The organism is Klebsiella sp. CN_Kp091 (assembly GCF_040065095.1).
GTDB lineage: Bacteria > Pseudomonadota > Gammaproteobacteria > Enterobacterales > Enterobacteriaceae > Klebsiella > Klebsiella aerogenes.
Map to the genome: position 1 here is coordinate 90,067 of NZ_JBEAIO010000006.1, position 12,850 is coordinate 102,916.

Consider the following 12,850-nt stretch of genomic DNA (forward strand, 5'->3'; position numbering starts at 1 on the left):
AGAATGCAAGAAAGTATCCAACTGGTCATTGACTCCGCGCCTTATCTGTTGAAGGGCGCGGTTTTTACGTTACAGCTGAGCATCGGCGGCATGTTCTTCGGCCTGCTGCTGGGCTTTATCCTCGCATTGATGCGCATGTCGTCAATCTGGCCGGTCAGATGGCTGGCGCGGATGTATATCTCTATTTTCCGCGGAACCCCGCTGATTGCCCAACTGTTTATGATCTATTACGGCTTACCGCAGTTTGGCATTGAGCTGGACCCGATCCCGGCGGCGATGATTGGCCTGTCGTTGAATACCGCGGCCTATGCGGCGGAAACGCTGCGAGCGGCAATTGCCTCTATAGATAAAGGGCAGTGGGAAGCGGCAGCGAGTATTGGCATGACGCCGTGGCAGACTTTGCGGCGGGCTATTTTACCGCAGGCTGCCCGCGTGGCGCTGCCGCCGCTCTCTAACAGCTTTATTAGCCTTGTCAAAGATACTTCGCTGGCGGCGACGATTCAGGTACCGGAACTGTTCCGTCAGGCGCAGTTAATAACCTCGCGTACGCTGGAGGTCTTTACGATGTATCTGGCCGCCTCGCTTATCTATTGGGTGATGGCGACTGTGCTATCGACGTTGCAGAATTATTTTGAAAATCAGCTGAATCGCCAGGAGCGTGATCCAAAATGAGTGCGATTGAAGTCAAAAAACTGGTGAAGAAATTCCACGGGCAGACCGTGCTCCACGGTATCGATCTCGAGGTTCAGGAAGGGGAGGTGGTGGCGATTATCGGTCCGAGCGGATCCGGTAAGACCACGCTGTTGCGCAGCATTAATCTGCTTGAACACCCCGAAAGCGGTACCATTCGCGTGGGCGATGTGACAATCGATACTTCGCGTAGTATTAGCCAGCAAAAAGGGCTAATCCGCCGTCTGCGTCAGCATGTTGGCTTTGTGTTCCAGAACTTCAATCTATTTCCACACCGTACGGTGCTGGAAAATATTATTGAAGGACCGGTTATCGTAAAAGGCGAAGATAAGAACGAGGCCATTTCTTTGGCGCGTCAGCTACTGGCAAAGGTGGGACTATCAGGAAAAGAGAATAGCTATCCGCGTCGTTTATCTGGCGGTCAGCAGCAGCGTGTGGCAATTGCCCGTGCGTTAGCAATGCGTCCGGACGTTATTCTTTTTGACGAGCCGACTTCTGCGTTGGATCCTGAGTTAGTGGGTGAAGTACTCAACACCATACGCCAGCTGGCGCAGGAGAAGCGGACTATGGTTATTGTTACCCATGAGATGAGTTTCGCTCGTGATGTCGCCGACCGCGCCATATTCATGGATCAGGGACGTATCGTCGAACAAGGTAAGGCCAGAGAGCTATTTGCTAACCCGCAGCAGCCGCGTACTCGTCAGTTCCTTGAGAAATTTTTAATGCAGTAAATTTTACCATTCTGGCGCGGCCGACCCTAACCGGCAGGGCGGTCGTGACCAGATAATTGGCGTACCTGCCAGGCGGATGGGGAATATTAGCCGTTCAGCCAGACCAAATGTCGACCACTCCATCGCAGATTGAAAATCACGACGTTGCAGCGGCGCGAAAGGCATCTCATGTCGTGCGCCTGGCCACTCCATCAGGCTGGCGGCGACGCGAGCCAATGACAGCCGCGCATGATAACCTTTGCCGCTCTCTATGCGTTGCTCTATCCCTTTTAGTACTGCTGCAGCCATCAGATAGCCCGTCGCGTGGTCTAACGCCTGTACCGGAAGCGGGATGGGTTTATCCGCGTCGCGCCAGCGTTGACCGGCATGAGCGATACCACAGGCCATTTGTACCAGGCTGTCGAAACCGCGTCGGTTTCTCCATGGCCCCTCCCATCCCCAGGCATTTAGTGAAACATCAACAATTCCCGGCGATAGTGCGGCTCGGGTATGACAATCAAGACCTAGCGCATCCAACGCGTCAGCGCGGTAACCGTGAACAATGACGTCGGCTTGCGAGATTAACGTGATTAAACGTTGCTTATCGGTTTGTGTTTTTATATTCAATCGGGCGCAGCGCTTACCCAGCGTAATCTCTTCTTCGAGCGTTGATTCTTGCCAGTCGACAGGATCAATACGTAATACATCAGCGCCTAACCCTGCGAGAAAACGAGTTGCGACGGGGCCGGCAATAATCCGGGTTAAATCCAGTACCTTGATACCGAGCAAAGGACGTGAGGGGGGGAGGGACCAGGCAACCGACGGCCCCGGCGGTGAATCGGCTTCTATCAGCAGCGGTTGCCGACTGACGGCGATGCCCTGCGGATGTGCTCGCCACTCTTCCGCGCTGCGCATCGCCGCCGCGCAACCGCCATTTTCCACCACCGCTTGTTCCAGCGCATGCGAGCGCCATTGACGAACTTGTTGAGCAAGTGTTTGTCGCGTCGCATGTTGTCCCAGAATCTGCGCCACGGCGAGTCTGTGATAGGGGGCATTCGTATGCAGTCGGATCCATCCATCTTCGGTTTGATAATCTCCCGCTAATGGATCCCAAAGCTGCTGTGCTGGACGATTATGCGGCTTGGCGCTGGCTGAAAACCAATATGACGCCAGCCGGCGATCCACTATGGGCGTGGCGGATGTTGAACATAAGCGGGCAAGGTAAGCGGCGGCGATCCCCATAGAGGCGGCAGCAAAATCACTGACTGCAAAGCAAGAAGATAAAGCCCCTGGGCGGCGGAAATCGATTGGCGGGACAGAGCTTGCGCTAAAGTCTTGCCACATCCGGGAAAAGAGCTGCATAGACGAGGACGGCGAGAGCATATTTTCCTCCTGAGTTCGATAAATAATCGTCATCGAAAATCGAATAATGCGATGGCTACGTTATTTTATACATATAAATAAGATTTATGTGTTAGTTTTATGTATTTATAATAATGATTATCAATCAGGGGTTATTTGGTAGGTTATGAGGGACATTGATTTTTTCAGCTGGCGGCGGGAAATGCTGCAACAATTCCAGTCAACTCATGATGGGGATTCGGTTTATAACCTGCTCCAGCAGCAAACAGAGGCTCTGGAATACGACTACTACGCACTCTGTGTGCGCCATCCGGTGCCTTTTACGCGCCCGAGACTCACGCTGCAATCAACTTATCCTCAGGCCTGGATGTCTCATTATCAGGCAGAGAATTATTTTGCTGTTGATCCCGTATTGCGCAGAGAAAATTTTCTTCGTGGGCATTTACCGTGGAATGACCAGCTCTTTTGTGATACGCCGGAATTATGGAACGGCGCGCGCGATCATGGTTTAAATAAAGGTGTGACGCAGTGTCTTACCTTACCAAATCATGCGCTGGGATTCTTATCGGTTTCTGCAAAAAATACGCAACCGGGTCCTTATCAGGAGGACGAATTAGAATTACGCCTGAGAACGCTCACCGAACTTAGCCTGCTGGCGTTGCTGCGCCTGGAGGATGAGATGGTAATGCCGCCGGAGATGAAGTTTAGCCGGCGCGAGCTGGAGATTCTCAAATGGACCGCGGAAGGGAAAACTTCGGCCGAGGTGGCGATGATATTGTCTATTTCAGAAAATACGGTCAATTTTCATCAGAAGAATATGCAGCGCAAATTTAACGCGCCCAACAAAACGCAAATCGCCTGTTATGCCGTCGCAACAGGATTAATTTGAGCGAATCATTCGTTCTGCGTGTCAGACGTGAAACCGGCTGTCAGTGATAACTTTCAGCCGGTCCTTTCTTACTGACGGTAAGCTTGTTTAATTTGCTTAACGGTGCTGGAGAATACGGCAGCCTGAGCCTCATCTTCCATCTGCGCGATTTGTTTTTCCATTTTAATAATCACGCGGCCTGCGTCCGCCTGGCCCATAGCCTGAAGCATTAGCGTCAGTAGCGCTTTCAGGCAGGAGACTTCCTGCGCCAGTTGCTGATTATTTTCTGCAGTGGAAAAATCTGGTGTGCTCATCGATATCCTCGTTTGCTATCGGCGCTGTTGCGCAATACTAAATGTTAAGGCGGCGCAGTATACCACAAGCAGTAGAAAAAAAAGGAGCGTGTGATTTATGTTCCTGTCTTCGGGCGCTGAGCGGTTAAATTTACTGAATAATATCTGTTCATCTTAACGGTCGTCGTTAATTTTTGCCGCGGTTTTTGGGATAAGTTAATTATTGTTACATCCTTCAAAACGTATTTATCTGCGGGCTGTTCTGTTGCTTTTTTTGCTCCTTCTGTAGGGCGAATGTTAAAAAAAGAAACATAATCCAACTATATGTTCTGTATAGGTTTCCACCTGGTGTGGAGACAAATTGCCATAAATGGGAGAGAAATCTTCTCCAGGACACTTTTTGGGCTTTTAAAGTTACGATAAAACCCGGTAATATATGTGAGATAAACTATCAGTAGCGTTATCCCTAATTCTGGAGATTATTCCTTTGATCAACGTACTTCTTGTTGATGACCACGAACTAGTGCGCGCAGGGATACGACGCATTCTGGAAGATATAAAAGGGATTAAAGTTGTCGGTGAGGCCTGCTGCGGCGAGGATGCCGTGAAGTGGTGCCGTGCGAATCCTGTGGACGTGGTCCTGATGGATATGAACATGCCGGGTATCGGGGGGCTTGAAGCAACGCGTAAAATTGCGCGCGCTATTGTCGATACCAAAGTGATCATGTTGACCGTACATACTGAGAATCCGCTGCCTGCGAAGGTCATGCAAGCTGGCGCCGCCGGTTACTTAAGTAAAGGCGCAGCCCCGCAGGAAGTGGTCAATGCGATTCGTTGCGTTGCTTCGGGTCAGCGTTACATCGCTTCCGACATCGCCCAACAGATGGCGCTCAGTCAAATTGAACCGGAAAAAACGGAATCGCCGTTTGCCAGTTTGTCTGAACGCGAATTGCAGATTATGCTGATGATCACCAAGGGCCAAAAGGTCAATGAGATCTCAGAACAGTTAAACCTGAGTCCCAAGACGGTGAATAGCTATCGTTACCGAATGTTCAGTAAACTAAACATTCATGGTGACGTGGAGCTAACTCACCTGGCAATTCGCCATGGCCTGTGCAATGCGGAGTCGTTAGCAAGTCAGTGAGTGATGTTTTTGACGCAAAAGCTTTCCTCAAGACGGTTACCAGCCAACCGGGCGTTTATCGTATGTATGATGCCGGCGGTACCGTCATTTATGTTGGTAAAGCTAAAGACCTGAAAAAGCGGCTTAGCAGCTATTTTCGTAGCAACCTGGCTTCGCGTAAAACCGAGGCTCTGGTGGCGCTGATCGCGCAAATTGACGTAACCGTTACCCATACCGAAACGGAAGCGTTATTGCTTGAGCATAACTACATCAAGCTATATCAACCACGTTACAACGTGCTGCTGCGCGACGATAAATCTTATCCTTTTATTTTTCTCAGCGGCGACACCCATCCGCGACTGGCGATGCACCGCGGTGCTAAACACGCCAAAGGCGAATATTTTGGTCCGTTCCCTAACGGTTACGCAGTTCGCGAAACGCTCGCGCTGTTGCAAAAAATCTTCCCCATTCGCCAGTGTGAAAACAGCGTCTATCGCAACCGTTCGCGTCCTTGTCTGCAATATCAAATCGGTCGTTGTTTAGGGCCGTGCGTCGCCGGGCTGGTGAGTGAAGAAGAGTATGAGCAGCAGGTAGAATACGTAAGGCTGTTTCTCGCGGGCAAAGACGACCAGGTATTGACGCAACTGATTACCCGGATGGAAAAGGCCAGCCAGGCGCTGGAATTTGAAGAAGCCGCCCGTATTCGCGATCAGATCCAGGCGGTACGCCGGGTGACTGAGAAACAGTTCGTTTCCAATACCGGCGACGATCTGGATGTTATCGGCGTGGCTTTTGATGCCGGAATGGCCTGCGTGCATGTGCTGTTTATTCGCCAGGGCAAGGTGCTTGGTAGCCGCAGTTATTTCCCGAAAGTTCCGGGTGGTACCGAGTTGGGTGAGGTCGTGGAAACCTTCGTGGGGCAGTTCTACCTGCAGGGCAGCCAGATGCGAACCTTACCGGGGGAAATTTTACTCGATTTCAACCTGGGCGATAAAACCCTTCTTGCCGATTCGCTTTCCGAACTGGCCGGTCGTCGGGTGAATGTGCAGACCAAACCCCGCGGCGATCGCGCGCGCTATTTGAAACTGGCGCGCACCAACGCCGCCGTCGCGCTGACCACCAGGCTTTCACAGCAATCAACGGTCAGCCAGCGTTTGCAGGCCCTGGCGACGTTGCTGAAACTGCCCGCGGTGAAGCGGATGGAGTGTTTTGATATCAGCCACACCATGGGGGAGCAAACCGTCGCTTCCTGTGTGGTGTTCGATAGCAATGGTCCGCTGCGGGCAGAATACCGCCGCTACAATATTACCGGTATTACCCTTGGTGATGATTACGCGGCAATGAATCAGGTGTTACGCCGCCGCTACGGTAAAGCTATAGAAGAGAACAAAATCCCTGACGTTATCCTGATCGACGGTGGTAAAGGCCAGCTTGGCCAGGCCAAAGCCGTTTTTGCCGAACTGGACGTACCGTGGGATAAAAATCATCCTCTGCTACTGGGGGTGGCGAAGGGGAGCGATCGTAAAGCCGGGTTGGAGACCTTATTCTTTGAACCAGAAGGCGAGGGCTTTAGTCTGCCGCCGGATTCTCCTGCTTTACATGTTATCCAGCACATTCGCGATGAATCGCACGATCATGCTATCTCAGGGCACCGTAAAAAACGGGCGAAAGTGAAAAGTACCAGTACTCTTGAGACGATTGAAGGCGTTGGCCCGAAACGCCGACAGATGTTGTTGAAGTATATGGGCGGTCTGCAGGGTTTGCAGAAGGCCAGTGTAGAAGAAATTGCGCAAGTACCGGGTATATCTCACGGACTGGCAGAAAAGATCTTCTACTCGTTGAAACATTAGGGGCTCTGTAGCACCATAGGGCTAATTTACACTTACAACATATAGTTACCCGTTACCATGCAATTTAATATTCCGACGTTGCTCACTCTGTTTCGCGTTATTCTGATACCGTTTTTCGTGCTGGCGTTTTATCTGCCTTTCAGCTGGGCACCTTTCGTTTGCGCGTTAATTTTCTTTGTGGCTGCCGTTACCGACTGGTTCGATGGCTATCTGGCGCGTCGCTGGAACCAAAGCACGCGTTTTGGCGCTTTCCTTGATCCAGTCGCGGATAAAGTAATGGTGGCGATTGCTATGGTGCTGGTTGCCGAACACTACCACACCTGGTGGGTGACATTGCCGGCAGCGACGATGATCGCGCGTGAAATTATTATTTCTGCTCTGCGCGAGTGGATGGCAGAGCTGGGTAAACGCAGCAGCGTAGCCGTATCATGGATTGGTAAAGTGAAAACGACAGCTCAGATGGCGGCGCTGGTCTGGATGCTGTGGCGGCCGAATATGTGGGTGGAGTGGGCAGGTATCGTTCTGTTCATGGTTGCTGCGGTGTTGACGCTGTGGTCAATGCTGCAATATTTGAACGCTGCACGCGGCGATTTGCTTGAACAGTGATCGTTTCGACGCAAATTTCAGCAAACGAGACGAAGTTGCGAAAAATACCGTTGACTCACCGCGTGAGATAAGTAGAATGCAACGCATCGAACGGCGGCACAGTCTTCCAGACGATAACAAAATCAAGTGATTACCTAATCTACTTGATGATGCGGGAATAGCTCAGTTGGTAGAGCACGACCTTGCCAAGGTCGGGGTCGCGAGTTCGAGTCTCGTTTCCCGCTCCAAATTGAAAGCATCGGCAGTAGCGGGTGTTTAGGTATTAAAGGCGCGTTAGCAAAGCGGTTATGTAGCGGATTGCAAATCCGTCTAGTCCGGTTCGACTCCGGAACGCGCCTCCACTTTATATCCCGAGCCCGGATGGTGGAATCGGTAGACACAAGGGATTTAAAATCCCTCGGCGTTCGCGCTGTGTGGGTTCAAGTCCCACTCCGGGTACCATTGGGATAAAGTAGAATAATCAAAGCAATAAGCAGTGTCGTGAAACCACCTCCGGGTGGTTTTTTCATTTCTGAATTGTCCTTTTTTGACATCCTTCCCACCAGCCGAGTTAGGCTTTGAGCGCTATAAATCGGTCATGAATACGCTGAAATCTACCGCGTTTCCCTTACCTATTTTTATCAGGAAATTTGCAAACCATTTAAGGTAATATATCACTGACGTTAATGTTAACGCTGTATTGATATCCTTTGGGTATGTGACGCCTTAATGGCAATGATAATTATATATGAGGGATCTTATGGCCACGTTGCTTGAAAGCTACGGGAACTGTTTTCGAAAATACGCCACTTTCCGCGGCCGCTCCGCGCGCCAGGAATATGTGGTTTTTACCATTGCTAACTTTATATTGTCCGCGATCCTGGGATTGATCCCCGTCGTTGGCGGTATCTTCGGGTTAATTATTATCATTCCGGGGATCGCGGTTGCGGTGCGTCGTTTGCACGATCTCAACAAATCCGGCTGGTGGTTGCTGGCGCCCTACGGCATTATGCTGATCGGTCTGATTGGTATTGCCGCTACCGTCGAAGAGGGCAGAGCCGCAGTATGGGTATGGGTGATCGCGCTGGGCGGCCTGGCCGCGTTGATAATGTCGATTTGGATGATTTTCACCCGTGGCACCATTGGCAGTAATCGCTTTGGCGAGGAACAGAACGATGGCAACAGCGGCGGTAACACGATGGGTAAGAATTCTGCCGCGGATGACGTCAGAGAGCGCCTGGCACAGGCTAAGAAAATGCTCGATGAGGGCGTTATAAGCGCAAGTGAATACGAAGTGATGCGTGCTAATATCATTAAAGATATGTAATTGATGCGCCGCCGGGTCTGCCGGCGTTAATAAATTCACCTGTGTGAGCAAGAGCGGGTGGTTTTCTCCTCCCGTTTTCGCTACTGTAAGCGCCATTTTTCTACCATCATGAGCCTGTAATGAAAACCGGACCCCTGAACGAAAGTGAACTTGAGTGGCTGGATGAGATCCTGTCGAAATATGCCACCGAGGGCGCCATCCTTGATGTCTCCGAACTTGATGGTCTGTTAACGGCTATCTTATCCGGGCCGAGCGAAATCGAACCCGCGCAGTGGCTGCTGGCTATCTGGGGTGGAGCGGATAACGTGCCGCGCTGGGCTAACGATCGTGAACGCGATCGTTTCGTCAACCTGACGCTGCAGCATATGAGCGACATCGCCGAACGTCTGGCCGACTACCCGGAGCAATTTGACCCCCTGTTCGGCACCCGCGAGTTTGAAGGCCAGGAGCTGACCATCGTTGAAGAGTGGTGCTTTGGCTATATGCGTGGCGTTGCGCTGTGCGACTGGTCGACGTTACCTGCAGAACTGCAGCCACAGCTCGATGCCATTGCGCTGCACGGAACGGAAGAACGTTTCGAAGCGCTCGATACGCTGACCGCGGATGAATTTGTCGAAAGCGTTGATAGCATCAAGCCCGCTGCGCTGGCTTTATATAATTACTGGATGGAAAATGCTCAGCCGACGGCCGTGCAGCAACCGGTAAGAAATGAGACCAAGGTGGGGCGTAATGATCCTTGCCCCTGCGGCAGCGGCAAAAAGTATAAGCAGTGTTGCTTAGCTAAATAAAAAAGGGGCCAAATGGCCCCTTTTGTTATCCCACCGCGGGGAGTAATCCCGCCACAATGCCGAATTGAATGGCCACAATCGCCACTCCACAGCCCAATACCAGCCATAGCGCAATCGAGCCGCCCGGTACACGCCATGTCGCCTGCGGGTGCAGTTTTCGGCTCTTCATTACCAACAATGATGGCAGCATCAGCGCCAGTACGGCGAGCGCCACGCCGGCGTACCCCAGCGCCATCACGAAACCTTGCGGATAAAACAGGGCGAACGCCAGCGGCGGCAGGAAAGTGATGACGCCGCTCTGAACACGCCCGGCAGGCGTATTTTTACGTTGGAACAAATCAGCAAGGTAATCAAACAAACCCAGTGCGACGCCGAGGAAAGACGTCGCCAGGGCGAAATCGGCAAACAGATGTACCGCCACCTCTACATGCGGCGAGGCGACAACATCGCGGATCGCTGCCAGTAGGCCGTTCAGGCCGGAGTTCTTCGCCAGCACGGCGGTAAAGGCCGGAGAGTCAATGCTGCCAAGCGTGGCGAGTTGCCAGAAGATGTAGGCGACCAGCGGAATGAAGCTACCGATGATAAACACGCGGCGCAGTTTGCGGATATCGCCATTCAGGTAGCTAACGATGCTGGGAATACTACCGTGAAAACCAAACGAGGTGAAAATCACCGGAATAGCGGATAGCGCCAGTCCCTGCTGTAGCGGCAGCGTCAGAAGATTTATCTGGTGAATATGGGGCAGCAGCAGCACCAGCATCACCGCGAGGAAGATAATTTTGGCGCTAAATAAAAAGCGGTTAAACAGATCGACCAGAGAAGTACCGATGCACACCACCGCGCCGCCAATGCCGGTAAAGAGCAATACGCCAGCAGAAGGCGGTAGGCTCCAGTTCAGCCACTGATTAAGACTGGAGGCCAGCAGCTCTCCAGCGCCGCTGATGTAGGCCGCCGTTAGCGCATACATCAGAAACAGCATACAGAAACCGGTAATCCACTGACCGTAACGGCCGAGATAGCGTGCCGCCAGTGAGCCTAATCCCATATCCGCAGGGACATGTTGATAAACCTCCAGCAGCAGCAGGGCGGTGTAGCACATCAGCGCCCACAGCGAGATCAGTAATACCAGGGTGACGCCAAAACCGACTCCCGCTGAAGCGAGCGGCATCGCCAACATACCGGCGCCAATGGTGGTACCGGCAACGATTAAAATACTACCCAGAGTGCGGTTCTTCACGCTTTTCTCTATCTATGAAGGAATGAACGAATAATTATGTCGCGCAGAGTATGTGAAATGAGTGATTTCGTCAAATGATGGTTACAAGTGGTGTAATTATATCTTTACATCTATGGGGGGGCAGAAAAGGCTGCGTTGGCGCAAAGCCGCCAGGCGCATGCTGATATATGCTGCACGCTTTACAGGAGGAGTTATGTCATCTATTCATGGTCATGAAGTACTGCAGATGATGATCGCATCGGGCGAGTCGTACAGCGTTGCCAGTCTCGAAGCGGCCATTAAGAGACAATTTGGCGAAGATGCCCGCTTTCACACCTGTTCGGCGCAGGATCTGGACGCGGCGCAACTGGTGACGTTTTTGCAGCGGAAAGGAAAATTCATCGCAGTTGAAGAGGGTTTCAATACCAGCGAGAGTAAAATTTGCCGTCATTGAGCGCGCGGCGGCCGGGGAGGCCGCCGCTGTGGGAATTAGTTTTGCGTATCGAGGGTTGCCAGTTCTTTATCGATAAAGTACAAGCCTTCACCGCTTTTACCGGCAAGGGTCAGTTTATCAATAACAGATTTGAATAATTTCTCTTCTTCATGCTGTTCTGCTACGTACCATTGCAGGAAATTAAAGGTCGGGTAATCCTGGTTGGTCATTGCCGCATGCGCCAGTTCATTAATTTTTTGCGTAATTAACTGTTCATGTTCATAGGTCTGGCGGAACAGTTCATCCAGCGAAGCATATTCGGCAAACGGCGAACTAATGGCATTAATGCGCGGCAGGCTGCCGGTATCGGTCAAATAGTCGAACAGGCGCTGCATGTGCGTCATTTCTTCCTGCGCGTGGCGGCGGAGAAAGGCGGCTGCACCTTCAAAGCTATGGTAGCTGCACCATGCGCTCATCTGCTGATAAAGCAAAGAAGAATAAAGCTCAAGATTCATTTGCTCATTAAGTTTTTCGATCATTTCTGCTTTCAGCATGGCGTCCACTCCGGAAATAAAGATTAAATCATATTGTGCCATCACTATAATTTGTTAGTAATTTATTTGCAAAAAGTAAATTAAAAAAATCAATTAGTAAAAATGCAAATGGGAATAAAACGCATTGGCAATATAATAATAAATGAGAATGGTTTTAATTTGATATTTATTTCGTAAATTATCGCGCAAAGAGAAACTACAAATATTAAGTGGTGTGAACATGGAACGGTAGGGTCGGGCCGAGTGAGGCTGGAAGTGTGAAGCGTCATGCTTTTTATAAAACACCTTTTCATAAAGTTTGAAAAAGCATTTATGAAGTAGTAGAGTCCTGATAACGCTAACACATATCGGGCAGCGCCCGGACAGTATTCAGGAGAGTTCAGCATGAAAATCGCACTGATGATGGAAAACAGCCAGGCCAGCAAAAATGCTATCATTCTCAACGAGCTTAATGCCGTTGCCGATGAAAAAGGCTTCCCGGTTTACAACGTAGGAATGAGCGATGAACAGGATCATCATCTCACCTATATCCATCTGGGTATCATGGCCAGCATCCTGCTGAATTCCAAAGCGGTCGATTTTGTGGTGACCGGTTGTGGAACCGGGCAGGGGGCGCTGATGTCGTTGAACATCCATCCCGGAGTAGTCTGTGGTTATTGTATTGACCCGGCGGATGCCTTCCTGTTTGCCCAAATCAACAACGGTAACGCGTTGTCGCTGCCTTTTGCTAAAGGCTTTGGCTGGGGGGCGGAGCTTAACGTGCGCTTTATCTTCGAGAAGGCCTTCACCGGCCGTAATGGCGAGGGCTATCCGCCGGAACGTAAAGAGCCGCAGGTTCGCAATGCTGGGATTCTGAATAAAGTGAAAGCGGCGGTGGTGAAAGAAAATTATCTTGATACCTTACGAGCTATCGATCCGGAACTGGTAAAAACCGCCGTTTCCGGGCCGCGGTTCCAGCAATGCTTCTTCGAAAACTGCCAGGATAAAGAAATCGAAGCTTTCGTACGCCAGATTATAGGCTAATAGGGCTTTTCAAACAGGCCTGCATCAA

Annotated in this window: 14 protein-coding genes and 3 tRNA genes; 13 read left to right on the plus strand and 4 right to left on the minus strand. The window is 51.1% G+C overall.

Going from position 1 to position 12,850, the window contains the following annotated elements:
• Positions 1–3: 3 nt before the first annotated feature.
• Together tcyL and tcyN are read left to right on the plus strand one after the other, a co-directional pair.
• Positions 4–672 (plus strand): cystine ABC transporter permease, encoded by a 669-nt coding sequence (gene tcyL, locus ABLV17_RS06745; protein ID WP_015705981.1) that lies wholly within the window; start codon positions 4–6, stop codon positions 670–672.
• Positions 669–1,421 (plus strand): L-cystine ABC transporter ATP-binding protein TcyN, encoded by a 753-nt coding sequence (gene tcyN, locus ABLV17_RS06750; RefSeq protein ID WP_113373554.1) that lies wholly within the window; start codon positions 669–671, stop codon positions 1,419–1,421. The genes tcyL and tcyN overlap by 4 nt, the downstream gene beginning before the upstream one ends.
• 3 nt (positions 1,422–1,424) lie before the next feature.
• Here the strand turns inward: tcyN and ABLV17_RS06755 are convergent, their stop codons facing one another.
• Positions 1,425–2,783 (minus strand): CoA transferase, encoded by a 1,359-nt coding sequence (locus ABLV17_RS06755; protein ID WP_348854155.1) that lies wholly within the window; start codon positions 2,781–2,783, stop codon positions 1,425–1,427.
• Positions 2,784–2,928: 145 nt separating this feature from the next.
• Here ABLV17_RS06755 and sdiA point away from each other — a divergent pair, with 145 nt between their 5' ends.
• On the plus strand, positions 2,929–3,651 hold the full coding sequence (gene sdiA, locus ABLV17_RS06760; protein ID WP_087860520.1) for a transcriptional regulator SdiA: 723 nt from the start codon (positions 2,929–2,931) through the stop codon (positions 3,649–3,651).
• 68 nt (positions 3,652–3,719) lie between these two features.
• Here the strand turns inward: sdiA and ABLV17_RS06765 are convergent, their stop codons facing one another.
• The gene (locus tag ABLV17_RS06765; protein WP_015365908.1) at positions 3,720–3,944 is read right to left on the minus strand and encodes a DUF2594 family protein; all 225 of its coding nucleotides are present in this window, start codon (positions 3,942–3,944) and stop codon (positions 3,720–3,722) included.
• Between the two features lie 466 nt (positions 3,945–4,410).
• Here ABLV17_RS06765 and uvrY point away from each other — a divergent pair, with 466 nt between their 5' ends.
• The 8 genes from uvrY to ABLV17_RS06805 all read left to right on the plus strand — a co-directional run bounded on the left by uvrY (position 4,411) and on the right by ABLV17_RS06805 (position 9,596).
• Positions 4,411–5,067, plus strand: coding sequence for a UvrY/SirA/GacA family response regulator transcription factor (gene uvrY, locus ABLV17_RS06770; protein ID WP_087860521.1), 657 nt, complete (start codon positions 4,411–4,413; stop codon positions 5,065–5,067).
• On the plus strand, positions 5,064–6,896 hold the full coding sequence (gene uvrC / locus ABLV17_RS06775; RefSeq protein ID WP_308958334.1) for an excinuclease ABC subunit UvrC: 1,833 nt from the start codon (positions 5,064–5,066) through the stop codon (positions 6,894–6,896). Before uvrY ends, uvrC begins: the two co-directional genes overlap by 4 nt.
• A 57-nt stretch (positions 6,897–6,953) precedes the next feature.
• On the plus strand, positions 6,954–7,502 hold the full coding sequence (gene pgsA / locus ABLV17_RS06780; RefSeq protein ID WP_045390257.1) for a CDP-diacylglycerol--glycerol-3-phosphate 3-phosphatidyltransferase: 549 nt from the start codon (positions 6,954–6,956) through the stop codon (positions 7,500–7,502).
• Positions 7,503–7,653: 151 nt separating this feature from the next.
• Positions 7,654–7,729, plus strand: a tRNA-Gly gene (locus ABLV17_RS06785).
• A 40-nt stretch (positions 7,730–7,769) separates the two neighbouring features.
• A tRNA-Cys gene (locus tag ABLV17_RS06790) sits at positions 7,770–7,843 on the plus strand.
• 13 nt (positions 7,844–7,856) lie between these two features.
• A tRNA-Leu gene (locus tag ABLV17_RS06795) sits at positions 7,857–7,943 on the plus strand.
• A gap of 298 nt (positions 7,944–8,241) precedes the next feature.
• A complete protein-coding gene (locus tag ABLV17_RS06800) occupies positions 8,242–8,808 on the plus strand; it encodes a DUF805 domain-containing protein (RefSeq protein ID WP_308958335.1) in 567 nt (188 codons plus the stop codon).
• Positions 8,809–8,927: 119 nt separating this feature from the next.
• The gene (locus tag ABLV17_RS06805; RefSeq protein ID WP_015705973.1) at positions 8,928–9,596 is read left to right on the plus strand and encodes a YecA family protein; all 669 of its coding nucleotides are present in this window, start codon (positions 8,928–8,930) and stop codon (positions 9,594–9,596) included.
• Between the two features lie 25 nt (positions 9,597–9,621).
• Here ABLV17_RS06805 and tyrP read toward each other — a convergent pair whose 3' ends face one another.
• Positions 9,622–10,833, minus strand: a complete 1,212-nt coding sequence (tyrP, locus tag ABLV17_RS06810) for a tyrosine transporter TyrP (RefSeq protein ID WP_113373557.1) — start codon at positions 10,831–10,833, stop codon at positions 9,622–9,624.
• Between the two features lie 193 nt (positions 10,834–11,026).
• On the opposite strand from tyrP, the gene ABLV17_RS06815 reads away from it, so the two are divergent.
• Positions 11,027–11,266 (plus strand): YecH family metal-binding protein, encoded by a 240-nt coding sequence (locus ABLV17_RS06815; protein ID WP_047037243.1) that lies wholly within the window; start codon positions 11,027–11,029, stop codon positions 11,264–11,266.
• A gap of 35 nt (positions 11,267–11,301) precedes the next feature.
• Here the strand turns inward: ABLV17_RS06815 and ftnA are convergent, their stop codons facing one another.
• On the minus strand, positions 11,302–11,799 hold the full coding sequence (gene ftnA / locus ABLV17_RS06820) for a non-heme ferritin (protein ID WP_015365960.1): 498 nt from the start codon (positions 11,797–11,799) through the stop codon (positions 11,302–11,304).
• A gap of 384 nt (positions 11,800–12,183) precedes the next feature.
• On the opposite strand from ftnA, the gene ABLV17_RS06825 reads away from it, so the two are divergent.
• A complete protein-coding gene (locus ABLV17_RS06825; protein WP_113373558.1) occupies positions 12,184–12,822 on the plus strand; it encodes an RpiB/LacA/LacB family sugar-phosphate isomerase in 639 nt (212 codons plus the stop codon).
• Positions 12,823–12,850 lie beyond the last annotated feature (28 nt).